Origin of the sequence: Klebsiella indica (assembly GCF_005860775.1) — a bacterium.
GTDB classification, from domain to species: Bacteria; Pseudomonadota; Gammaproteobacteria; order Enterobacterales; family Enterobacteriaceae; genus Klebsiella; species Klebsiella indica.
Map to the genome: position 1 here is coordinate 103,296 of NZ_VCHQ01000005.1, position 20,250 is coordinate 123,545.

Annotated in this window: 23 protein-coding genes; 17 read left to right on the forward strand and 6 right to left on the reverse strand. The window is 56.0% G+C overall.

The window, feature by feature from the left end:
- Positions 1-123 precede the first annotated feature (123 nt).
- Genes ftsX through ftsY form a run of 3 tightly spaced genes read right to left on the reverse strand, consistent with a single transcriptional unit; the run spans position 124 to position 3,393 of the window.
- Positions 124-1,182 carry a permease-like cell division protein FtsX gene (ftsX, locus tag FE839_RS03905; protein ID WP_138359352.1) on the reverse strand — a complete coding sequence of 353 codons (1,059 nt, stop codon included), beginning with the start codon at positions 1,180-1,182 and terminating at the stop codon, positions 124-126.
- Positions 1,175-1,843, reverse strand: a complete 669-nt coding sequence (ftsE, locus tag FE839_RS03910) for a cell division ATP-binding protein FtsE (protein ID WP_138359354.1) — start codon at positions 1,841-1,843, stop codon at positions 1,175-1,177. The genes ftsX and ftsE overlap by 8 nt, the downstream gene beginning before the upstream one ends.
- 2 nt (positions 1,844-1,845) lie before the next feature.
- A complete protein-coding gene (gene ftsY, locus FE839_RS03915; protein ID WP_138359356.1) occupies positions 1,846-3,393 on the reverse strand; it encodes a signal recognition particle-docking protein FtsY in 1,548 nt (515 codons plus the stop codon).
- A gap of 192 nt (positions 3,394-3,585) precedes the next feature.
- On the opposite strand from ftsY, the gene rsmD reads away from it, so the two are divergent.
- Positions 3,586-4,182, forward strand: coding sequence for a 16S rRNA (guanine(966)-N(2))-methyltransferase (gene rsmD / locus FE839_RS03920; protein ID WP_138359358.1), 597 nt, complete (start codon positions 3,586-3,588; stop codon positions 4,180-4,182).
- Positions 4,172-4,450, forward strand: a complete 279-nt coding sequence (locus FE839_RS03925) for a DUF1145 family protein (RefSeq protein WP_138359360.1) — start codon at positions 4,172-4,174, stop codon at positions 4,448-4,450. Before rsmD ends, FE839_RS03925 begins: the two co-directional genes overlap by 11 nt.
- Before the next feature lie 15 nt (positions 4,451-4,465).
- On the opposite strand, the gene FE839_RS03930 is transcribed toward FE839_RS03925, so the two are convergent.
- Positions 4,466-4,816, reverse strand: coding sequence for a DUF2500 domain-containing protein (locus tag FE839_RS03930; RefSeq protein ID WP_171034818.1), 351 nt, complete (start codon positions 4,814-4,816; stop codon positions 4,466-4,468).
- Positions 4,817-4,966: 150 nt separating this feature from the next.
- Here FE839_RS03930 and FE839_RS03935 point away from each other — a divergent pair, with 150 nt between their 5' ends.
- Positions 4,967-5,593 (forward strand): lysoplasmalogenase, encoded by a 627-nt coding sequence (locus tag FE839_RS03935; RefSeq protein WP_138359364.1) that lies wholly within the window; start codon positions 4,967-4,969, stop codon positions 5,591-5,593.
- A gap of 78 nt (positions 5,594-5,671) precedes the next feature.
- Positions 5,672-7,900: a Zn(II)/Cd(II)/Pb(II) translocating P-type ATPase ZntA gene (gene zntA / locus FE839_RS03940; RefSeq protein ID WP_138359366.1), complete on the forward strand. Its 2,229-nt coding sequence runs from the start codon at positions 5,672-5,674 to the stop codon at positions 7,898-7,900.
- A gap of 73 nt (positions 7,901-7,973) precedes the next feature.
- Here zntA and tusA read toward each other — a convergent pair whose 3' ends face one another.
- Positions 7,974-8,219 carry a sulfurtransferase TusA gene (gene tusA, locus FE839_RS03945; protein ID WP_004106582.1) on the reverse strand — a complete coding sequence of 82 codons (246 nt, stop codon included), beginning with the start codon at positions 8,217-8,219 and terminating at the stop codon, positions 7,974-7,976.
- A 291-nt stretch (positions 8,220-8,510) separates the two neighbouring features.
- Between tusA and FE839_RS03950 the strand changes: the two genes are divergently transcribed.
- Together FE839_RS03950 and FE839_RS03955 are read left to right on the forward strand one after the other, a co-directional pair.
- Positions 8,511-9,176 (forward strand): 7-cyano-7-deazaguanine/7-aminomethyl-7-deazaguanine transporter, encoded by a 666-nt coding sequence (locus FE839_RS03950; RefSeq protein WP_138359368.1) that lies wholly within the window; start codon positions 8,511-8,513, stop codon positions 9,174-9,176.
- Between the two features lie 73 nt (positions 9,177-9,249).
- On the forward strand, positions 9,250-9,807 hold the full coding sequence (locus tag FE839_RS03955) for a DcrB family lipoprotein (RefSeq protein WP_138359370.1): 558 nt from the start codon (positions 9,250-9,252) through the stop codon (positions 9,805-9,807).
- Here the strand turns inward: FE839_RS03955 and FE839_RS03960 are convergent, their stop codons facing one another.
- Positions 9,808-11,028, reverse strand: a complete 1,221-nt coding sequence (locus tag FE839_RS03960) for an MFS transporter (protein ID WP_138359372.1) — start codon at positions 11,026-11,028, stop codon at positions 9,808-9,810.
- Between the two features lie 135 nt (positions 11,029-11,163).
- Here FE839_RS03960 and FE839_RS03965 point away from each other — a divergent pair, with 135 nt between their 5' ends.
- The 11 genes from FE839_RS03965 (at position 11,164) to FE839_RS04015 (ending at position 20,249) form a co-directional block, all read left to right on the forward strand.
- Positions 11,164-12,213, forward strand: coding sequence for an AI-2E family transporter (locus FE839_RS03965; protein WP_138359374.1), 1,050 nt, complete (start codon positions 11,164-11,166; stop codon positions 12,211-12,213).
- A 466-nt stretch (positions 12,214-12,679) separates the two neighbouring features.
- On the forward strand, positions 12,680-13,057 hold the full coding sequence (locus tag FE839_RS03970; protein ID WP_138359682.1) for a hypothetical protein: 378 nt from the start codon (positions 12,680-12,682) through the stop codon (positions 13,055-13,057).
- Positions 13,058-13,125: 68 nt separating this feature from the next.
- A complete protein-coding gene (locus tag FE839_RS03975) occupies positions 13,126-14,187 on the forward strand; it encodes a class I SAM-dependent methyltransferase (RefSeq protein WP_138359376.1) in 1,062 nt (353 codons plus the stop codon).
- A gap of 57 nt (positions 14,188-14,244) precedes the next feature.
- Entirely contained in the window at positions 14,245-14,967 is a 723-nt protein-coding gene (locus tag FE839_RS03980) for a beta-ketoacyl synthase chain length factor (RefSeq protein WP_138359378.1), read from the forward strand.
- Positions 14,968-15,008: 41 nt separating this feature from the next.
- Positions 15,009-15,779, forward strand: coding sequence for a lysophospholipid acyltransferase family protein (locus tag FE839_RS03985; protein WP_228096617.1), 771 nt, complete (start codon positions 15,009-15,011; stop codon positions 15,777-15,779).
- On the forward strand, positions 15,760-16,017 hold the full coding sequence (locus FE839_RS03990) for a phosphopantetheine-binding protein (protein WP_023285764.1): 258 nt from the start codon (positions 15,760-15,762) through the stop codon (positions 16,015-16,017). The genes FE839_RS03985 and FE839_RS03990 overlap by 20 nt, the downstream gene beginning before the upstream one ends.
- A gap of 12 nt (positions 16,018-16,029) precedes the next feature.
- Positions 16,030-16,281 (forward strand): acyl carrier protein, encoded by a 252-nt coding sequence (locus FE839_RS03995; RefSeq protein ID WP_012135597.1) that lies wholly within the window; start codon positions 16,030-16,032, stop codon positions 16,279-16,281.
- A 6-nt stretch (positions 16,282-16,287) separates the two neighbouring features.
- Entirely contained in the window at positions 16,288-16,869 is a 582-nt protein-coding gene (locus tag FE839_RS04000) for a COG4648 family protein (RefSeq protein ID WP_138359388.1), read from the forward strand.
- On the forward strand, positions 16,866-18,227 hold the full coding sequence (locus FE839_RS04005; RefSeq protein ID WP_138359390.1) for a class I adenylate-forming enzyme family protein: 1,362 nt from the start codon (positions 16,866-16,868) through the stop codon (positions 18,225-18,227). Before FE839_RS04000 ends, FE839_RS04005 begins: the two co-directional genes overlap by 4 nt.
- Entirely contained in the window at positions 18,214-18,567 is a 354-nt protein-coding gene (locus tag FE839_RS04010) for an ApeI family dehydratase (protein ID WP_138359392.1), read from the forward strand. Before FE839_RS04005 ends, FE839_RS04010 begins: the two co-directional genes overlap by 14 nt.
- Positions 18,558-20,249 (forward strand): glycosyltransferase family 2 protein, encoded by a 1,692-nt coding sequence (locus FE839_RS04015; RefSeq protein ID WP_138359394.1) that lies wholly within the window; start codon positions 18,558-18,560, stop codon positions 20,247-20,249. The genes FE839_RS04010 and FE839_RS04015 overlap by 10 nt, the downstream gene beginning before the upstream one ends.
- The last annotated feature ends 1 nt before the right edge of the window (position 20,250 follow it).

Consider the following 20,250-nt stretch of genomic DNA (forward strand, 5'->3'; position numbering starts at 1 on the left):
GCAATGATGTGAATAGATTACGCACAAAATGTGACATGGAGATGAAGTCAAGGGCAACGGCCATCAGGGCGCTTTCCCTGCAGAGAGATATTCAGTGCAGGGAAAGATTATACCAGATTTTTACTACTCGGGAGTAAAGTGGCGTAAATGTTGGACGGTTGCCAGCCAGGCAGCGATCCAGCCAATCATTGAGCATATAAGCAGCATCAGCAGACATTCGTCCAGGCCTAAGCCACTGAGTTCAAACTTCGTTCCGAACACTTGCGCCACCTCGGCGACCGCTGATGACAGGCGCATAACCATAATTTCAGACAGGATCAGCGAGAGAAACGCCCCGGAGAACCCCAACAGCGCCCCGCCATACAGGAACGGACGCAAAATAAAGCCATCGGTCGCGCCAATCAGTTTTTGCACATTAATCGTGTCGCGACGGGCAAAAATGCTCAGACGCACGCTGTTGCCGATCACCAGGAACACCGCCGCGACCATCAGCACACCGATCATCGCCGAAACCCGCCCCACCAGCCCGGTTAACGACGAGAGACGCGCAAACCAGCTATCATCCATGCGCACTTCGTCGACCCCCTGAACATGGCTCACGCGGTCACGCAGCGTCTTCAGTGCCTCAACGCTCTGGAAATCAATCTTCGGTACCACAATCGCCACCGCCGGTAGCGGGTTCTCTTCTAGCATATCCAGCGCGCCGCCAAAACCTGACCAGTTACGGAATTCGCCAAGGGCCTCTTCCCGCGACAGATAGTTGACCTTCGCAACGCCGGGTTCCGCCTGTAACTGGCCGACGACCCGCGCAGCGGCATCATCATCCAGCGTTTTTTCCAGGTAAACGGTGATTTGCGGAGTGGGATAATACTGCGACGCAGCGGCGCTGACATTTTTGTACACCATGTAGCACACGCTCGGCAGGGTTAATGAAATAGCGATCACCATCACCGTCAGAAACGTCGCCAGCGGCGTGCTTTTCAGATCCTGCAGCGCGCCGTGCCAGGCGTAACGCACCTGTTCATTAAACACGTTGCTCTTACGAGAAGCTGGCGGCGGGGCCGCTTTTGACCGCTTCGGCGCATTGCGCCCGCCGCTCGCGCCCGAGCCTGATGCATTGCGGAAACGGTCAAACTTATTGCCGAACCGGCGAATATGATTCATTGCCTCGCGCTTATTCACCGATGTGGCCTCCATGCATATGCCCGTCGCTGAGAGACAGGACGCGGTACGGACGACTGGAGATCAGCCCCAGATCATGGGTCGCCATCAACACCGTCACGCCAACGCGGTTAAACTCTTCAAACAGGCGTAAAATGCCTTCTGACAGCGCTTCGTCAAGGTTACCGGTCGGTTCATCCGCCAGCAGAACCGCCGGCTTGTTGACCACCGCGCGGGCAATGCCCACACGCTGCTGCTCACCGCCTGAAAGTTGGATCGGCAGATTTCTCGCTTTGTCCAGCAGCCCGACTTTATCCAGCGCCGCCGATACACGGCGACGAATATCATCGCCGCTGGCGCCGGCGATAATCAGCGGGATCGCCACATTATCGTAAACGGTGCGATCCATCAGCAGATGATGGTCCTGGAAAATCATACCGATCTGACGGCGCAAAAACGGCACCTCGCGGCTCTTCAGACGGGTAATATCATGACCGCCGAATAAAATTTTCCCGGCGTTAGGCCGTTCAATACCGCAGATAAGCTTCAGCAGGGTACTTTTCCCCGCGCCGGAATGGCCGGTCAGAAACGCCATCTCGCCCGCGCGCAGGTGGAAAGTCACCCCCTGCAACGCTTGTCTCCCACCGAGATAGGCTTTGCTGACTTGTTCAAAGCGAATCATTTTTAATCCTCTCGGGCAAAAAGTGCCTCAATAAAATCGCCCGCATTAAACGGACGCAGATCTTCAATACGCTCGCCAACGCCAATGTAGCGAATCGGAATACCGAACTGATCGGCAACCGAGAAGATAACTCCGCCTTTGGCGGTGCCATCCAGCTTAGTCAAAGTGATACCGCTCAGTCCAACCGCCTCATGAAACAGCCGGGCCTGGCTTATCGCGTTCTGCCCGGTACTGGCGTCAATAGTCAGCATAACTTCATGCGGCGCATCGACATCCAGTTTTTTCATGACGCGGACAATCTTCTTCAGTTCTTCCATCAGGTGCGATTTATTCTGCAAACGCCCTGCGGTATCCGCAATCAGGACGTCAATATTGCGCGCCTTCGCCGCCTGGATGGCATCAAAAATAACCGATGCCGAATCCGCGCCCGTGTGCTGGGCAATGACCGGAATAGCGTTACGTTGCCCCCAAACCTGGAGCTGTTCAACCGCCGCCGCACGGAAAGTATCCCCCGCCGCCAGCATCACCGACTTACCCTGTTGCTCGAACTGCCGCGCCAGCTTGCCGATGGTGGTGGTTTTACCGACGCCATTGACGCCAACCATCAAAATTACAAACGGCGTTTTGCCTTCAACATTCAACGGCTCGTCCACTTTGGCGAGAATATCGCTCATCTCTTCTTTTAACAGGCCGTACAGCGCTTCGGCGTCGCGTAGCTGTTTGCGGCTAGCGCCTTCGGTAAGATTTGTAATGATCTTACGGGTGGTTTCCACCCCGACATCGGCAATCAGCAACTGTTCTTCCAGCTCTTCAAACAGATCATCGTCGATTTTCTTGCCGCGGAACAGACTGATAAATCCGGAACCGAGATTCTGTTTGGTCTTCACCAGGCTGCGTTTAAGGCGGGCGAAGAAACCTTCTTTGGTCGGTTTTTCTTGCTCTGCCGGCGTGACGATTTCTTCATCCGCCGCCGATTCAACGGCGTTTTCCGCCGCATCGGCCGCTGCCAGCGCCTGGGTGTCCAGATCGTCGTCGGTGATTGCCGGTGCGACCTCTTCTACCGCCTCTTCTGTTTCCGGTTCTTCTATTTTCGCGTCTTCAACGTCTGATTCTGCAACGACAGCATCTCCAGCGTTTTCAACACATTCTGTTTCAGTCACCGCCTCTTCCGGCGCCTGTTCAACCACCGCTTCCGCGACCACCGGCTCGGCAAGCACTTCTTCAACCAAAGGCTCACTGACGATCTCTGCAGCCGCCGTTTGCGCCTCAACGTCCGGCGATTCAACAACCGCCTGCGGCTGTTCGCTTGCCGCAACCTGCCCGGTCACGTCGACCACGTCGGCAGCAAAGGCCTCGGCGTCTTCTTTTTCCGCCGCTTGCGCCTCAACCGTTTCCGCCACAGGCGCTGGCGCCTGGCTCTCCGGTCTCTGTTCTGGTTCCGCACCCTCTTGCTGAGCTTCTACTTTTTGTTCTGTTTCTGTTGCCTGCGCCTGTTCTTTTTGACCAAAGCCCAGCCAGGAAAAGAAGCCACGTTTTTTGTCTTTCGCCATTTGCGACTACACTCCTCGCTGTTAATTCATGGCACAGCTTCGGCCTGTTGATAGCGGAAGCTGAAAAATGATGAAATTAGTCGGATAGTCTACCACTTAACTTAACTCGCATCACCGCCCCCGGATTAAGGTTTCGTCAACTGCCATCGATCGCTAGAATAGCAGGCCGGAAGTTGAGACTTGAGCAAAGAGATGAAGAAAGCAAACCACGCAGGCAGCGGTCAGATCCGCATTATCGGCGGGCAATGGCGAGGCCGTAAATTACCGGTGCCGGAGAGCCCGGGTCTGCGCCCGACCACTGACCGGGTCCGCGAAACGCTATTTAACTGGCTGGCGCCGTCAATCGTCGACGCTAACTGCCTGGACTGTTTCGCTGGCAGCGGTGCGTTGGGCCTTGAAGCCCTTTCCCGCTATGCGGCCAGCGCCACGCTACTGGAAATGGAACGCGGCGTCGCGCAGCAACTGCAAAAAAATCTGGCGACGCTAAAGGCTGGCAACGGCAAGGTCGTTAATACCAACACCCTGGCGTTTCTCGCGCAGGCGGGCACGCCGCACCATATCGTGTTTGTCGATCCCCCGTTCCGCAAAGGGCTGCTTGAAGAGACGCTGAAACTGCTGGAAAACAACGCATGGCTTAGCGATGAAGCGCTCATCTACATTGAGAGTGAAGTCGAAAACGGTTTACCGCCAGTGCCGGCGGGCTGGCATCTGCACCGTGAAAAAGTGGCCGGACAGGTCGCCTACCGCCTCTACCAACGTGAGGCACAAGGAGAAACCCATGCTGATTAATTTTGGCCGCTTGCTGATGCTGTGCGTGTGGGCGTTTTTATTGCTAAACTTGTTTCAACCGTTCCCGAAACCGCTGAATATCTTCGTTAACGTGGCGCTGATCTTTATGATTCTGATGCACGGCCTGCAGTTGACGCTGCTGAAGGCGACGCAGACAAAAGAGATGCCGCCGCTGGGGCGCTTTGAGCAAATTCGGATTTTCATCTTCGGCGTATTTGAACTGGTCGCCTGGCAAAAGAAGCTCAAAGCGACCATGAAGAAAAAATAAGACCGGGCAAAGGGTTCAGGGATCCGGCGTAAAACGGATAAACCGCGAACCTTTGTAACTGAGCACGCCCTTATCGCCAACGTTGAGCGCATGATATTGCGCCGCCTGCAGACGAAACGCCATTTCCAGCCCACCGCTTTGCGGCCTGAAGCTGGCCTCATAACGCATTTCACTCCCTGCAGGCGTCACCGTCTGCTGGCGTGAACGACGATCGTTAATCACCTTCTCCCGCTTATTGCTCACCACCACCTGTTTTTGTAGCAGCGGCGCGGCATCATTCTCCATCTTTTCCCGACGCTGCTGCACATAGCGATACGATGCGGCGATCGCGATGATGGCAACAGCAACAATAAAAAAAAGCGGAATTTTAGTCATTCACCTACCCCCTGGAATTATCAGGAATAAGAGTACAGTGGCTTGATTAACATTGTCATCTTCCACTGCAAACCACTACACTGAGATGCAGTACCGTCAGCACAATCATTTACCTAATGGTAACAGATACAGGGACTTACTATGCTTTGGTCATTTATTGCTGTCTGTTTCTCCGCATGGCTTTACGTCGATGCATCTTATCGTGGGCCCGCCTGGCGTCGCTGGGTGTTTAAACCCGTCACGCTGATCCTGCTTCTGTTACTGGCCTGGCAAGCGCCGATGTTTAACGCCATCAGCTACCTGGTGCTGGCGGGACTTTGCGCCTCACTGGTCGGTGATGCGCTGACCCTGCTGCCTCGTCAGCGAGTGATGTACGCCGTGGGAGCATTCTTTCTCTCGCATCTGCTCTACACCATTTGGTTTGCCAGCCAGCTAACGCTGTCTTTCTTCTGGCCGCTGCCGCTGGTGCTGCTGATCCTCGGCGCTCTGCTGCTGGCGATTATCTGGACCCGGCTGGAAGAGATGCGGATTCCGGTATTTACCTTTATTGGTATGACGCTGGTGATGGTCTGGCTGGCCGGTGAACTGTGGTTTGCCCGGCCGACGGATACCGCGCTGTCAGGCTTTGTTGGCGCAGCATTCCTGCTGCTCGGTAACGCAGTCTGGTTGATCAGCCATTATCGTCGTCGCTTCCGCGCTGACAACGCTATCTCTTCGGCATTTTACTTCGCCGGGCACTTCCTGATCGTCCGGGCGCTTTATTTGTAATTAAGCGCTTGACTCTGGAGTCGACTCCAGAGTGTATCCTCCGGGTAATGAGAAAATTATCATTACCCGGAGGGTCTCATGTCGGCATCGGAATCGCAGGATAAAAAAGTCCCACAATTCTCCTCATTAAAATTTACACCTGTGGCACAGGCCCCAGAAGGCTGCTGCTCTGACCACGCGTGCTCCGCCGAAACCGCCATCGAAACTAACATCCTGAGTGGCGCACGCTATCGCTGGCTGATCGAAGGGATGGATTGCGCCGCCTGCGCCCGCAAGGTAGAAAACGCCGTTCGCCAGGTACCGGGCGTCAGCCAGGTGCAGGTGCTGTTTACCACCGAAAAACTGCTGGTCAATGCTGATGGCGATGTGCGTGCACAGGTCGAAAGCGCCGTGCGCGCCGCGGGTTATGAACTGCATGATGAAAACACCGCTCAGCAAGGGCGCCAGGCCACCCGACGACGGGATAATCTGGCGCTCATCACGCTGATCCTCATGATGGCGTTAAGCTGGGGGCTGGAGCAGTTCAACCATCCCTTCGGCAAGCTGGCATTCGTGGCCACCACCCTTGTTGGCCTGTGGCCGGTCGCCCGACAGGCAATACGCCTGATCAAAAGCGGTAGCTGGTTCGCGATTGAAACCCTGATGAGCGTCGCCGCCATTGGCGCGCTGTTTATCGGGGCGACCGCCGAAGCGGCGATGGTGCTGCTGCTGTTCTTAATTGGCGAACGCCTTGAGGGCTGGGCCGCCAGCCGCGCGCGTCAGGGGGTCAGCGCATTGATGGCGCTGAAACCCGATACCGCTATTCGCATTCGCAACGGCGTGCGCGAAACCGTGGCCCAGCACGACCTGCGCCCCGGCGACGTGATTGAAGTGGCCGCTGGCGGGCGTCTGCCTGCCGATGGTCAGTTGCTGTCGCCCTTCGCCAGCTTTGATGAGAGCGCCCTGACCGGCGAATCCGTGCCGGTAGAACGTAACGCCGGTGAACGCGTCGCGGCTGGCGCTACCAGCGTCGATCGTCTGGTACAGTTGGCGGTTATTTCCGAACCGGGCGACAGCGCCATCGATCGCATCCTTAAGCTGATTGAAGAAGCGGAAGAACGCCGCGCGCCAATTGAGCGTTTTATCGATCGCTTTAGCCGAATCTATACGCCAGTGATTATGGTTGTCGCCCTGTTGGTTGCCGTTATTCCACCGCTACTGTTTGCCGGCGTTTGGCTGCCGTGGATCTACAAAGGCTTGACCCTGTTGCTGATTGGCTGTCCATGCGCGCTGGTGATCTCCACCCCGGCGGCGATCACCTCCGGACTGGCGGTAGCGGCACGCCACGGTGCGCTGATTAAAGGCGGCGCGGCGCTAGAGCAGCTCGGCCGCGTACGACAGGTCGCGTTTGATAAAACCGGTACGCTGACTATCGGCCAGCCGCGCGTAACCGCCGCGATTACCGTCGCGGATATGGGTGAAAACGATCTACTGGCGCTGGCGGCCGCCGTCGAACAGGGCGCCAGCCATCCGCTGGCTCAGGCCGTCGTACGCGAAGCGGAACGGCGTCAGCTAACCCTCCCGTCGGCCAGCGGCCAGCGCGCGCTGGCCGGTTCCGGTATTGAGGCGCAAGTCGAGGGACGGCGGGTACTGATTTGCGCCGCCAGCAAAAATACCGCCCCACAGTACGAGGAGCGTATCCAGCAACTGGAGAAGGCCGGGCAAACCGTGGTGCTGGTACTGCGCGATGAGATGCTGCTGGGAATTCTGGCGCTACGCGATACGCTGCGCGACGACGCCCGCCCGGCGGTAGATGAACTGCATCAACTGGGCGTTCAGGGCGTAATTCTTACCGGCGATAACCCGCGCGCGGCGGCAGCTATCGCCAGCGAACTGGGACTGGAATTTCGCGCCGGTCTGCTGCCTGAGGATAAAGTACAGGCGGTGACGGCGCTTAACGCACAAGCCCCGCTGGCGATGGTCGGCGACGGTATCAACGATGCGCCAGCCATGAAAGCCGCGACCATTGGTATTGCTATGGGCAGCGGTAGCGACGTTGCTCTGGAGACCGCCGATGCGGCACTGACCCATAACCGTCTGACCGGGCTGGCGCAGATGATCTCCCTGGCGCGCGCCACCCACGCCAATATCCGGCAGAATATCGCCATCGCGTTAGGTCTGAAGGGGATTTTCCTGGTCACCACCCTGCTCGGCCTGACCGGCCTGTGGCTGGCGGTGCTGGCGGATACCGGGGCAACGGTGCTGGTCACCGCCAACGCCCTGCGGCTACTGCGTAAGCAGTCAGCGGCAAGCCCCCGGCGGCGCTAACGCTGACCGGGCGACAAGCGGCACATCGCTGCGGCCAGGCGCGCAGCACCGCCCCGGAGAAATCTGAACGGGCTCAGTGGCTTTTACGAATCAGATAGCGGTACGGCAGCGCTTCGGTTTCCTGCGCCAGCAGCTCATGTTCCATAAAGCGGCAGAAACCCGGAATATCGCGGGTAGTCGCCGGATCGTCAGCCACGATCAGCAACGTTTCGCCCACCGGCATCGTGCGCACGGTTTTACGCACCATCATCACCGGCTCCGGGCAACGAAGCCCCTGCGCATCAAGAGTATGGTCGGGGCTGGAGAAAAGTTCGCTCATTTTTATCTCACATTAACAAAACGGCCCTAGTTTACCCCTGGTTCGCCAGTTCGCAAGCCAGGTTAACGATTGCGCAAAAAACAACCATTGCATTACGCACACAACGCAGTATTATGCAGCCGTTTTATTGGGTTCCCTCACCCCAACTCTCTGTCCCTGAATAATTCGAGTTGCAGACAAGCGACGACGCAGTGAAGCGACGGCCCGTAAGGGCGAGGCTCATGGATGAGCCGAGTAACAAAGCTAACGCATCTGCAGCCTGAAGTATAACGGGCATAAAAAGGTCACAATATGAATCCGTTTACATCTCTTCAGCGTAAAAAAGCGCTGGTCTGGCTTTCGCTCTTCCATTTGCTGGTAATAACCTCCAGTAACTATCTGGTACAGCTACCGATCTCTATTTTTGGTTTTCATACCACCTGGGGTGCGTTCAGCTTTCCGTTTATTTTTCTCGCCACCGATCTGACGGTGCGGATTTTCGGCGCGCCGCTGGCGCGACGGATTATCCTCGCGGTAATGATTCCGGCGCTGATGATCTCCTACGTCGTCTCGGCACTGTTTTATATGGGCGAGTGGCAGGGTTTTGCGGCATTAACCCACTTCAACTTGTTTGTCGCCCGTATCGCTGCCGCCAGCTTTATGGCCTACGCGCTGGGGCAAATCCTCGATGTCCACGTCTTTAATCGCCTGCGCCAGAATCGTCGCTGGTGGCTGGCGCCAACGGCGTCCACTCTCTTCGGCAACATCAGCGACACCCTGGCCTTTTTCTTTATCGCCTTCTGGCGCAGCCCGGACCCGTTTATGGCGGCGCACTGGGGAGAAATCGCTATCGTCGATTATTGCTTCAAGGTACTGATTAGCATTGTATTCTTCTTGCCAATGTATGGCATGTTGTTGAATATGTTATTGAAAAAGCTGGCAGATAAATCTGATTTATCCGCATTGCAGCCAGGTTAAGAGTACTGGCGGAACGATGTGATAAGATAAGCGAATGAGCCGTTAATGGCCGTTTATCGAAAGGAAGATGTCAATGCGCAATTTGGTTAAATATGTCGGTATTGGCCTGCTGGTTATGGGGCTTGCGGCCTGTGATAACAGCGATACAAAAACAGCCACTACCGGCGCTGCCGCGGAAAGCAACGCCAGCGGGCAACCCATTAGCTTACTGGATGGCAAACTGAGTTTCTCCCTGCCAGCCGGTATGACCGATCAGAGCGGCAAGCTGGGCACCCAGGCTAACAATATGCACGTCTATTCGGATGCCACAGGCCAGAAAGCGGTGATTGTGATTGTCGGCGACAACACCCCTGAAGACCTGGGCGTGATGGCCCAGCGTCTGGAAGAGCAGCAGCGCAGCCGCGACCCGCAGTTGCAGGTTGTAACCAATAAATCCATTGAGATTAAAGGCCACACCCTGCAACAGCTGGACAGCATTATCTCTGCCAAAGGGCAGACCGCCTGGTCTTCCGTCATTCTTGGTAAAGTGGATAACAAGCTGCTGACCCTTCAGGTCACGCTGCCCGCAGACAACCAGCAGCAGGCGCAGACCGCAGCGGAAAATATCATTAACACTATCGTCATTCAGTAATCACTGGCCTGACCCCGCAGCCTCCGGTTCCCTGACCGGGGGCCGTCTTTTTAACCACCACCCCAGCAGCAGCGCCACCGCCACCAGCCCTGCTGTCGCGAGATAGATCGATGAAATTCCCGTCCACGCCATCAGCAGCCCGGCAAGCGGACCGGTCATTCCCAGCGAAAGATCCATAAATACCGTATAAGTTGCCAGCGCTGACCCCTGATTCTGCTGCGGTACGGCTTTCACCGCCACCACGCCAAGCGCCGGGAACACCAATGAGAACCCGGCGCCGGCAAACAGTGTGCCGATTTTCGCCATCAGCGGCGTACCGGCAAATCCGACTAACAGCAGCCCGATAATCTCGACGACAAAACAGATCATCGCCACATTCAGCCCGCCGAGACGATTAATCCCGTTCGGGAACAGCAGACGCGTGCCGACAAAGGCGCAGCTAAACAGCGTCAAGGCAAAGGCCGCGCCACTCCAGCCTTTTGCATCATAAAACAGGGTAATAAACGTGGCGATAACGCCAAAACCGGCCGACGCCAGGGCCAGCGCCATTCCGTAGAGCCAGACGCGCCCCAGTACCGCGCGAAACGACATCGCTTTGCCCTTGCTCGCCTTCACTGCCGCTCTCGGTAATGCACACAGCACCGCCACCAACGCCACAGCCATAATCGTACACGCCAGACCGTGCAGCCCAATAAGGGTGTAACAGAGCACGCCGAGCGGCGCGCCCATCGCCATCGCCCCGTAGGTCACAATCCCGTTCCAGGAGATAACGCGCCCAATATGCAACGAGCCAACAACCCCAACCCCCCATAGCGTTGAGCCCGTCCCCGCAAAGCTCTGCCCGATACCAAGAATGACGCGTCCAAGACAGAGCAACAGCAGGCTAACGATGGGCCAGCCATGGCTAAAAACCGCTAACAGATAGCACAGACCACTCAAAAAACAGCCGCACAGACCAAAGACGACGATGCTTTTCGGCCCCAGCAGGTCGGCGTAGCGCCCGGCATGGGGACGGCTAAGTAGCGTCGCGAAATACTGGAGGCTGATCACTAGCCCGGCCCAGAATGCGCTAAAGCCCATCACATCATGAACATAACCCGGCAACACCGCCAACGGCAGGCCAATAGTCAGGTAGCTGGCAAAGTTAAAGATCACAACAGAGACAATCCGCAGATTGAGACGCAATCCATTGAGCGCCGGTTCGGCGACGGTTTCAGGCATCGGGTTCCACCAGATTTTTACAACAATGTTTCGTTTCTACCATGTTGCATGCTGAAAATCAGCAGCAAGATTAGGCTGTGTCCGGCGACAAGTCAGCCACTACACTTAATGAATATCATCAAAAAGGAACAGTGAATGGCAACCCCTCAGCCCGATAAAACAGGCATGCATATTCTGCTCAAACTGGCATCGCTGGTCGTTATTCTCGCCGGTATTCATGCCGCAGCGGATATCATCGTACAACTATTACTGGCGCTTTTCTTCGCCATTGTCCTCAACCCGCTGGTAACCTGGTTTATTCGCCGTGGCATCCGACGTCCGGTGGCCATCACTATTGTGGTCGCAGTGATGCTCATTGTTCTTACTGCGCTAATTGGCGTGCTGGCGGCCTCCATTAACGAATTCGTCGCAATGTTGCCGAAGTACAATCAGGAACTGACGGTCAAGCTCCTGCGGCTGCAAGAGATTCTGCCATTTTTGCATATTCACATATCTCCGGAGCGAATATTACAACGCATTGATTCCGACAAACTGATGACGTTAACGACCACGCTAATGAGCGGGCTGTCAGGCGCTATGGCCAGCGTCGTTTTGCTGGTCATGACCGTTATCTTCATGCTCTTTGAAGTCCGTCATGTCCCTTATAAACTGCGTTTTGCACTCAGTAACCCCCAGATCCACATCGCCGGTCTCCACCGTGCCTTAAAAGGCGTCTCGCACTATCTGGCGCTAAAAACATTACTTAGCCTGTGGACCGGGGTCATTGTCTGGCTGGGGCTGGTAATAATGGGGATACAGTTTGCGCTGATGTGGGGCGTACTGGCTTTTCTGCTCAACTATGTACCCAATATTGGTTCAGTGATTTCCGCCGTTCCCCCGATGATTCAGGCGCTACTGTTTAATGGTTTTTATGAATGTATGTTGGTCGGCGCGCTTTTCCTGGTGGTGCATATGATTATCGGTAATATTCTGGAACCACGCATGATGGGCCACCGCCTGGGCATGTCTACGCTGGTGGTTTTTCTGTCCTTGCTGATCTGGGGCTGGTTGCTTGGTCCAGTCGGTATGCTGCTTTCGGTGCCATTGACCAGCGTATGTAAAATCTGGATGGAAACGACCAAAGGGGGGAGTAAGCTGGCAATATTACTCGGACCGGGACGCCCAAAAAGTCGATTGCCGGGTTAACAGGACAACCTACCAACCACGGTAGTTTTTATCTTTTTATTTGGCGGTTAAACTGGTACACATGCAAAAATATGTACCCGTTTACCTTAAACAGATAGCGATGATGATATTGTCTCTTAGTCGTTCAACTCAAGAAGACGGGCACTAAAGCATTAGCCTGACAAAACAGATAAAAACAATAAATGTCCTTCAAATTAGATGATGCTTTATCGCAGATTATTTTCATTGATACACTGGGATGAACAACCTATACTTTGCAACGATATTGACGTGCCATTACTTTCCATTGAAGAAAGTCATAAATATTACAACATGATAACCCCATCATCCCGCGATCGGTTATGTGGTACTACCCACTAATTTGGCTGAAATAAAATAATTCATGGCCGCGGGTGATAATCTTTTCGAAGCTTATTATTCATACGTATAAACAATACTTTGATAGGGAGTTTTAATGAAACAGTATATTAAATGGTTCGCCGCTATCGCGGTTGTTGGTGCCCTGGCTGGTTGCGCGCGCACTGCGCCAATCGATCAAATTCATACCACTGTTAGCGCGGGACACACTCAGAACCAGGTGAAAAATGCGATCCTGAAAGCCGGTGTTCAACGCCAGTGGATTATGTCTGAAGCGGGTCCCGGGGTCATCAAAGCACGTCAACAAACCCGCGATCACGTAGCTGAAGTGCGGATCACCTATACCGCCACCAGCTATGATATCAAATACGACAACAGTCTCAATCTGCTGGCTTCTGGCGGGAAAATTCACAAAAACTACAATCGTTGGGTACGCAATCTGGATAAAGATATTCAGATCAACCTGTCAGCGGGCGCCAATCTGTAATTACGCTTAAAGTCGGGCCGCATCAGGCCCGATAATATTCTTCTTTACCATTCAACGGGCTGCCCCACATGTACGAACAGGACTCTCTCAGCGCACTGGATGCGATAACTGAAGCACAACGTATTGCATTTGCGCCAATGCTTTTTCAAACCGCGTTGTGTCTGCGAAATGCGGGCGTGCTCACCTGGTTGGATAAACAAGGCAAATGCGGCGCTACTCTCGAAGAGATTACCGAAAACAGCACCATCAACGAATATGCCGCCAGTATACTGCTGGATATGGGATTAAGTGGGCGAATCATCACCTACAAAGAAGGATATTATTACCTCGCCAAAATCGGTCATTTCCTTTTACACGATACAATGACGCGTGTGAATATGAATTTCACCCAGGATGTTTGCTATCAGGGGCTGTTTTATCTGGAAAATGCGCTCAAGGAAGGCAAACCGTCAGGACTGAAAATATTCGGCGACTGGCCAACAATTTATCCCGCGCTATCACAATTACCGCCAGCGGCGCGTGACAGCTGGTTCGCCTTCGATCATTACTATTCCGACGGCGCATTTGACGCCGCGCTGCCTTATGTATTCGCCAGTCGCCCGGCAACCCTGTACGATGTGGGCGGAAATACCGGCAAATGGGCACTACGTTGCTGCCAGTTTGATGAAAATATCGCGGTCACATTATTAGATTTGCCACAACAAATTGCACTTGCCCGTAAAAATATCGAAAATGCAGGATTATCTCATCGCATAGATTTCCATGCAGTGGATATGCTGGGAGATACGCCTTTACCTGGAGAGGCCGATATCTGGTGGATGAGTCAGTTTCTGGACTGTTTTTCTCCTGAACAAATTATCACTATTCTCAGCAAAATTGCCCGTGTAATGAAACCTGGCTCAAAACTCTGCATTATAGAGCTGTTCTGGGATACACAGAAATTTGAAGCGGCGTCATTTAGCCTGAATGCGGCTTCGCTTTATTTTACCTGTATGGCAAATGGCAACAGCCGTTTCTACAGCGTAGAGAAGTTTTATCACTATCTGGACATGGCAGGGTTCCAGGTGGATGAACGCCATGACAACCTGGGCGTTGGGCATACTTTATTGATATGCCAAAAGAAAAAATAACAAAGTGACGTTAAAAAAACGTCACTGGTATCACCGGATTACCGCGGACGCGCGTTGATGAAATTTGCACTAAACATAACAGACTGGCAGGCCAGAGCCCCAGGACTTAGCGAAGCGACCCAGTGGCAGCAGTGGTCGCGGGAGCCGTACGCCATCGATCCCGCCGCGCCGCAGGCAAAACTGCACGAACTCCCGATGATGACCGCCCGGCGGCTCAGTTCCGGCAGCAAACTGGCGGTGGAGTGCGGGCTGGCCATGCTGCGTCGCCACGATATCGACGCGGTGCTCTATACCAGCCGCCACGGCGAACTGGAGCGTAACTACCGCATCCTGCACGCGCTGGCGATGGAACAGGCGCTCTCTCCCACCGATTTCGCCCTGTCAGTACACAATTCCGCAGTCGGTAATCTGACCATTGCCGCAAAACAGCCAGTTGTCTCATCCTCGCTTTCCGCCGGGAGAGACACCTTCCAGCAAGGGTTGTGCGAAGTGATGTGCCTGCTTCAGGCGGGTTATCAGCGGGTACTGATGGTCGATTTCGACGGCTTCCTGCCCGAGTTTTACCATCCGCGATTACCGCCGCAGATGCCGACCTGGCCTTACGCCGTCGCCTTTGTCATTGAAGCGGGGAATTCGCTGTCCTGCGCCACGCGGCCCGGCGCGCCTCAGAATGAAACGCCGCTTCCGCAAAGCCTGCTGTTTTTACAGCGTTACTTACAAAACGCCGACGCCTTTACGCTGCCGGGCGAGCGGGTAGAGTGGCAGTGGAGCCGCGCGTGAACACGTTTCTGGCGCGCCTGGATTGGGCATGGCGACTGGTGATGACCGGTTTTTGTTTTGCCCTGTTCGGCATCGGCGGGCTGTTGCTTTCTGTCGTGTGGTTCAACTTATTGTTACTATTGGTATGGAACCCCGTCAGACGCCGCCGCCTGGCCCGACGCAGCATTGCGGCCAGTTTTCGCGCCTTTTTAACGGTAGCGAAAACGCTTGGCGTTCTGGACTACCGCATTGAGGGGAGCGACGTGCTGCGACAGGAGAAAGGGTGTCTGGTGGTGGCGAACCATCCTACGCTTATCGATTACGTGCTGCTGGCTTCCGTCATGCCCGAAACCGACTGCCTGGTGAAGAGCGCACTGCTGAAAAACCCGTTCGTCAGCGGCGTTATTCGCGCAGCGGATTACCTGATCAACAGCCAGGCCGACGCGCTGTTACCGGCCTGCCAGCAGCGTCTGGATCAGGGCGACACAATATTGATTTTCCCCGAAGGGACGCGAACGCGACCCGGTGAAAAAATGACGCTGCAACGCGGCGCGGCCAATATCGCCGTGCGCTGCGGCAGCGATTTACGCGTAGTGACTATCCACTGTAGCGAGCATCTGCTGGATAAGCAGAGCAAATGGTATGACGTGCCTCCCGCGAAACCTCTGTTTACCGTAGAGGTGCGCGAGCGGATCGCGATCGACCCGTTTAACGACGCAAATTTACAAGAACCGGCGCTGGCGGCAAGGCAGTTGAACCGGCATCTTTTGCTTCAATTACAACCAGGTGCTACACCTCTTTCAGGAATTAATGATGCAAGCGCTCTACCTTGAAATTAAAAATCTCATAATAAATACGCTGAATCTGGACGAGCTGTCCGCTGACGATATCGATACCGAGGCAGCGCTCTTTGGTGATGGTTTAGGACTGGATTCGATCGATGCCCTTGAGCTGGGGCTGGCGGTGAAAAACCAGTATGGCGTGGTGCTCTCCGCAGAGAGCGAAGAGATGCGTCAGCACTTCTTTTCCGTCGCCACGCTGGCATCTTTCATTCACGCTCAACGAGTCTGAGGCGAGTCCGTTATGACAGAACAACATGCCATTTATGAAGAAGTCTCCGCGCTGCTGGTCAAACTGTTTGAAATCGACCCTCAGGACATCAAACCTGAGGCGCGCCTGTATGAAGATCTGGAGCTGGACAGCATCGACGCCGTTGACATGATCGTGCATCTGCAAAAGAAAACCGGTAAGAAAATCAAGCCGGAAGAGTTCAAAGCGGTGCGTACCGTGCAGGATGTCGTCGACGCCGTAGAACGCCTGCTGAAAGAAGCGTAATACGCCATGTCAGGCGCTCACGCGCGTATGGGTATTCAGTTGCTGACCGGCCTGATGCTGCTGGCCTGGCCATTTTTGATCTGGTTTGGGCTGACGCATAACAGCCTCCACTGGCTGCTGCCGCTGATGGCGTTGCTGCTCTTTTTACGCTTTCGTCAGACCCGGCGACAGGCGGGGCCGCTGCGCGTCGTCACCCAAGTGGCGGCGGTGGCGGGCATAGCGCTTTGCGTCGCCAGCTATCTGCTTAAAACACATCAACTGCTGCTGTTTTACCCGGTCGTTGTTAACGGCGTCATGCTTGCCGTTTTTGGCGGCTCGCTGTGGACATCCATGCCGATTGTCGAACGTCTGGCACGACTGCATGAACCTGCGCTGCCGGAAGCCGCAGTGCGCTACACCCGTCGCGTAACACAAATCTGGTGCGCCTTTTTCATCGGCAACGGCGGTATTGCGCTCTTTACCGCGCTACACGGCGACATGGCGCTATGGACCGCCTGGAACGGCATGATTGCCTATCTGCTGATGGGCGCGTTGATGGCGGGCGAGTGGCTGGTGCGCCGCCAGGTGATTAAACGAGAAACACAATGAAGCAGACCCTTCCGCTCTCCCGCTGGCTCACCGCGCCACGCCCGGATGAAACGCCTGTTGCCTGGCTGGGTGAGGACACCTGGACGCTGGGCCACCTGCGCCATGACGTCGCGCAGCTGGTGAAACACCTGCAACAGCAGGAGGGCGAGCGCTGGGCGCTGTGTTTTGAGAACAGCTATCTGTTTATTGTTGCGCTGCTGGCAACGCTGCATAGCGGAAAAACGCCCGTTATTCCGGGGCATAACCGCGTCTCTCTGCTGGATGAGCAGCGCGCGCTGTTCAACGGCGTGCTCAGCGATAAGACGTCTGGCTGGCACGGCCCGCTGCTGGTGGTCAATACATCACGACAGTTCAGCGCAGAAGCCTTCACATTCGACGATATTGCCGCCGATGCCTTCGTTGAATTGTTTACCTCTGGCTCCACCGGTCAGCCCAAGCGCATCATCAAACCCATCGCGCGGCTGGATTGCGAGGCCGAACTGCTGGCGATGCGTTTTGCCGACCGCCTGGCAGGCTGTCGCGTCGTGGCGTCAGTCGTTCCTCAGCATCTGTACGGTCTGACTTTCCGTATTTTCCTGCCGATGGCGCTCGGCCTGCCGCTTCATGCCGCAATGCTCTACTACGCAGAGCAGCTTGCCGCGCTAAGCCACGACCACCGCTATGCGTTTATCAGCAGTCCGGCGTTCCTGAAACGCCTCGACCACCGGCTCACGCCGCCGCCGGTCAACATGATCCTTTCCGCAGGCGGTATGTTGCCCTGGGGCGATGTCACGCAAACTGCCGCCTGGCTCAATATCTGGCCGGATGAAATCTATGGCAGCACCGAAACCGGCATTCTCGCCTGGCGCTACCGCCAGCAGGAGGAGATCGCCTGGCTCCCCTTCCCCGGCGTACATTTCCAGCCGGAGGGCGAAGCATTTCGCGCCTTTTCGCCGCTGATCGTGCAGCAGGACGGCCTGCTGCTCGACGATATCCTCCAGTTTGATGAGAACGGCCAGTTCCGCCTGATGGGACGCCGGGGGCGCGTCGTCAAAATTGAAGAGAAACGGATCTCGCTCAGCGAAGTTGAACAGCGGCTGCTGGAGCTGAAGGGCATCCGCGAGGCGGTCGCGCTGCCTGTTTCACGCGGCGGTCGTCAGGGCATTGGCGTTCTGCTGGTGCTGGATGACGAAACCCGCCAACAATGGCAGCGCTGCGGCGGCAAAGCCCAGGAACTGACCTGGCGTCGCTCGCTGCTGCCGTGGCTGGAGCCGGTTGCCGTACCTCGCTACTGGCGCGTGATCGACAAGATCCCGGTCAACAGTATGAACAAGCGTGTCTATGCGCAATTACAGGAGTTATTTCATGATACCCCATGAAATTGAGCGCCATCAGGCACAACCCCAACAGCTTGAGATCGTCCTGCATCTCGACCCTTCTCTGTTCTGGTTCAGCGGTCACTTTACCGTACAACCGCTGCTGCCCGGCGTCGCGCAGCTGGACTGGGTGATGCATTACGCCACCACGCTGCTCACGCCCGGCTGGCGTTTTCACAGCATCCAGAACGTCAAATTCCAGGCGCCGCTGCTGCCTGAAACCACGGTGACGCTGACCCTGAGCTGGCAGGAAACGCGCCAGCTCCTGACGTTTAGCTATCAGCGCCACGATGGCGACGCGCGGCATACCACCAGCAGCGGGAAGATCCGGTTATGCCGTTGACCTTCACTCCCTGCGTGCTCATCCCCTGCTACAACCACGGCGCGATGATGGCGCGGGTGCTGGCGCGGCTACAGCCGTTTAAACTGCCCTGCATTGTGGTGGATGACGGCAGTGACGAAACAACACGTCGGCAATTAGCACAGCTGGCGGCTCAGGAACCGAATCTGACGCTGATCCGCCTGCCGGAAAACGCGGGCAAAGGCGCTGCGGTGATTCGTGGGCTACAGGCGGCCTCAGACGCGGGATTTACCCACGCGGTGCAGGTGGACGCCGACGGTCAGCATGCCATTGAAGATATTCCGAAGCTGCTTGAACTGGCGCAGAAAAACCCAACCGCGCTGATCTCCGGGCAGCCGATCTATGACGATTCCATTCCCCGTTCGCGCCTGTACGGTCGCTGGATAACCCACGTCTGGGTATGGATTGAAACGCTTTCGTTCCGGTTGAAAGACAGCATGTGCGGGTTTCGCGTGTATCCGGTCGCCCCTGTGCTGCAACTGGCGCAGCGCGTCACGCTCGGCAAACGGATGGACTTCGACACCGAAGTCATGGTGCGCCTCTACTGGCAGGGCAACACCAGCTATTTTGTCCCGACCCGCGTAACCTACCCGCTGGACGGACTGTCCCATTTTGACGCGCTAAAAGACAACTGCCGAATTTCACTGATGCACACCCGCTTGTTCTTCGGCATGCTGCCGCGCATCCCGTCTTTGCTGTTTCGCCGCTCGTCGCCGCACTGGGCGCGCCAGCAGGAAGTTAAAGGGCTGTGGGGAATGCGTCTGATGCTGCTGGTCTGGCGTCTGCTTGGGCGTAAGGCGTTCTCGCTGCTGCTTTATCCGGTGGTCGGCGTCTACTGGCTGACGGCAGCGCACGCCCGCAAAGCGTCGCAACACTGGCTGGCCCGCGTGCGAACGCAACTGACGTCACGCCAGCGCCCCGTTCCGTCCCGGCTGACCAGCTTCCACCACTTTCTGCGTTTTGGCGAAGCGATGCTGGATAAAATCGCCAGCTGGCGCGGGGAGCTACAGTTTGGCCGCGATGTGGTCTTTGCGCCGGGCGCAGAAGCAACGCTCAACATCACGGCGCCGACGGGCAAACTGCTGCTGGCCTCGCATCTGGGCGATGTCGAAGCCTGCCGCGCGCTGGCGCAATTGCAGGGCAGCAAAACCATCAACGCTCTGGTGTTCAGCGACAATGCCCAACGTTTTAAACAGATTATGGACGAGACGGCGCCGCAGGCCGGGCTGAACCTGATGCCCGTCACCGACATCGGCCCGGACACCGCCATCCTGCTGAAAGAGAAGCTGGAACGCGGCGAGTGGATCGCCATTGTTGGCGACCGTATTGCGGTTAACCCACAGCGTGGCGGCGAGTGGCGCGTCTGCTGGAGCCGTTTTATGGGTCAGCCCGCGCCGTTTCCGCAGGGGCCATTTATTCTGGCCTCCATCCTGCGCTGCCCGGTTCAGCTTATTTTCGCTCTGCGCCAGAACGGGAAACGGCATATCCACTGTGAACCGTTCGCCGACCCGCTGCTGTTGCCGCGCGCCGAACGCCAGCAGGCATTACAGCAGGCCATCGACCGCTACGCCGAACGCCTTGAGCACTACGCGCTACAGTCGCCTCTCGACTGGTTTAATTTTTTCGATTTCTGGCAACTGCCGGATGCCAAAAACAAGGAGTAAA

Bases quoted from the DNA above. Each gene is read 5' to 3' on its own strand.
- FE839_RS03990 (WP_023285764.1), top strand. From the start codon at position 15,760: ATGCAAGCGCTCTACCTTGAAATTAAAAATCTCATAATAAATACGCTG.
- FE839_RS03955 (WP_138359370.1), top strand. From the start codon at position 9,250: ATGCGCAATTTGGTTAAATATGTCGGTATTGGCCTGCTGGTTATGGGG.
- ftsY (WP_138359356.1), bottom strand. From the start codon at position 3,393: ATGGCGAAAGACAAAAAACGTGGCTTCTTTTCCTGGCTGGGCTTTGGT.
- FE839_RS03950 (WP_138359368.1), top strand. From the start codon at position 8,511: ATGAATCCGTTTACATCTCTTCAGCGTAAAAAAGCGCTGGTCTGGCTT.
- tusA (WP_004106582.1), bottom strand. From the start codon at position 8,219: ATGAGCGAACTTTTCTCCAGCCCCGACCATACTCTTGATGCGCAGGGG.
- FE839_RS04000 (WP_138359388.1), top strand. From the start codon at position 16,288: ATGTCAGGCGCTCACGCGCGTATGGGTATTCAGTTGCTGACCGGCCTG.
- zntA (WP_138359366.1), top strand. From the start codon at position 5,672: ATGTCGGCATCGGAATCGCAGGATAAAAAAGTCCCACAATTCTCCTCA.
- ftsE (WP_138359354.1), bottom strand. From the start codon at position 1,843: ATGATTCGCTTTGAACAAGTCAGCAAAGCCTATCTCGGTGGGAGACAA.
- FE839_RS04010 (WP_138359392.1), top strand. From the start codon at position 18,214: ATGATACCCCATGAAATTGAGCGCCATCAGGCACAACCCCAACAGCTT.
- FE839_RS03965 (WP_138359374.1), top strand. From the start codon at position 11,164: ATGGCAACCCCTCAGCCCGATAAAACAGGCATGCATATTCTGCTCAAA.
- rsmD (WP_138359358.1), top strand. From the start codon at position 3,586: ATGAAGAAAGCAAACCACGCAGGCAGCGGTCAGATCCGCATTATCGGC.
- FE839_RS04015 (WP_138359394.1), top strand. From the start codon at position 18,558: ATGCCGTTGACCTTCACTCCCTGCGTGCTCATCCCCTGCTACAACCAC.
- FE839_RS03985 (WP_228096617.1), top strand. From the start codon at position 15,009: ATGACCGGTTTTTGTTTTGCCCTGTTCGGCATCGGCGGGCTGTTGCTT.
- FE839_RS04005 (WP_138359390.1), top strand. From the start codon at position 16,866: ATGAAGCAGACCCTTCCGCTCTCCCGCTGGCTCACCGCGCCACGCCCG.
- FE839_RS03995 (WP_012135597.1), top strand. From the start codon at position 16,030: ATGACAGAACAACATGCCATTTATGAAGAAGTCTCCGCGCTGCTGGTC.
- FE839_RS03980 (WP_138359378.1), top strand. From the start codon at position 14,245: ATGAAATTTGCACTAAACATAACAGACTGGCAGGCCAGAGCCCCAGGA.
- FE839_RS03925 (WP_138359360.1), top strand. From the start codon at position 4,172: ATGCTGATTAATTTTGGCCGCTTGCTGATGCTGTGCGTGTGGGCGTTT.
- FE839_RS03935 (WP_138359364.1), top strand. From the start codon at position 4,967: ATGCTTTGGTCATTTATTGCTGTCTGTTTCTCCGCATGGCTTTACGTC.
- FE839_RS03975 (WP_138359376.1), top strand. From the start codon at position 13,126: ATGTACGAACAGGACTCTCTCAGCGCACTGGATGCGATAACTGAAGCA.
- FE839_RS03960 (WP_138359372.1), bottom strand. From the start codon at position 11,028: ATGCCTGAAACCGTCGCCGAACCGGCGCTCAATGGATTGCGTCTCAAT.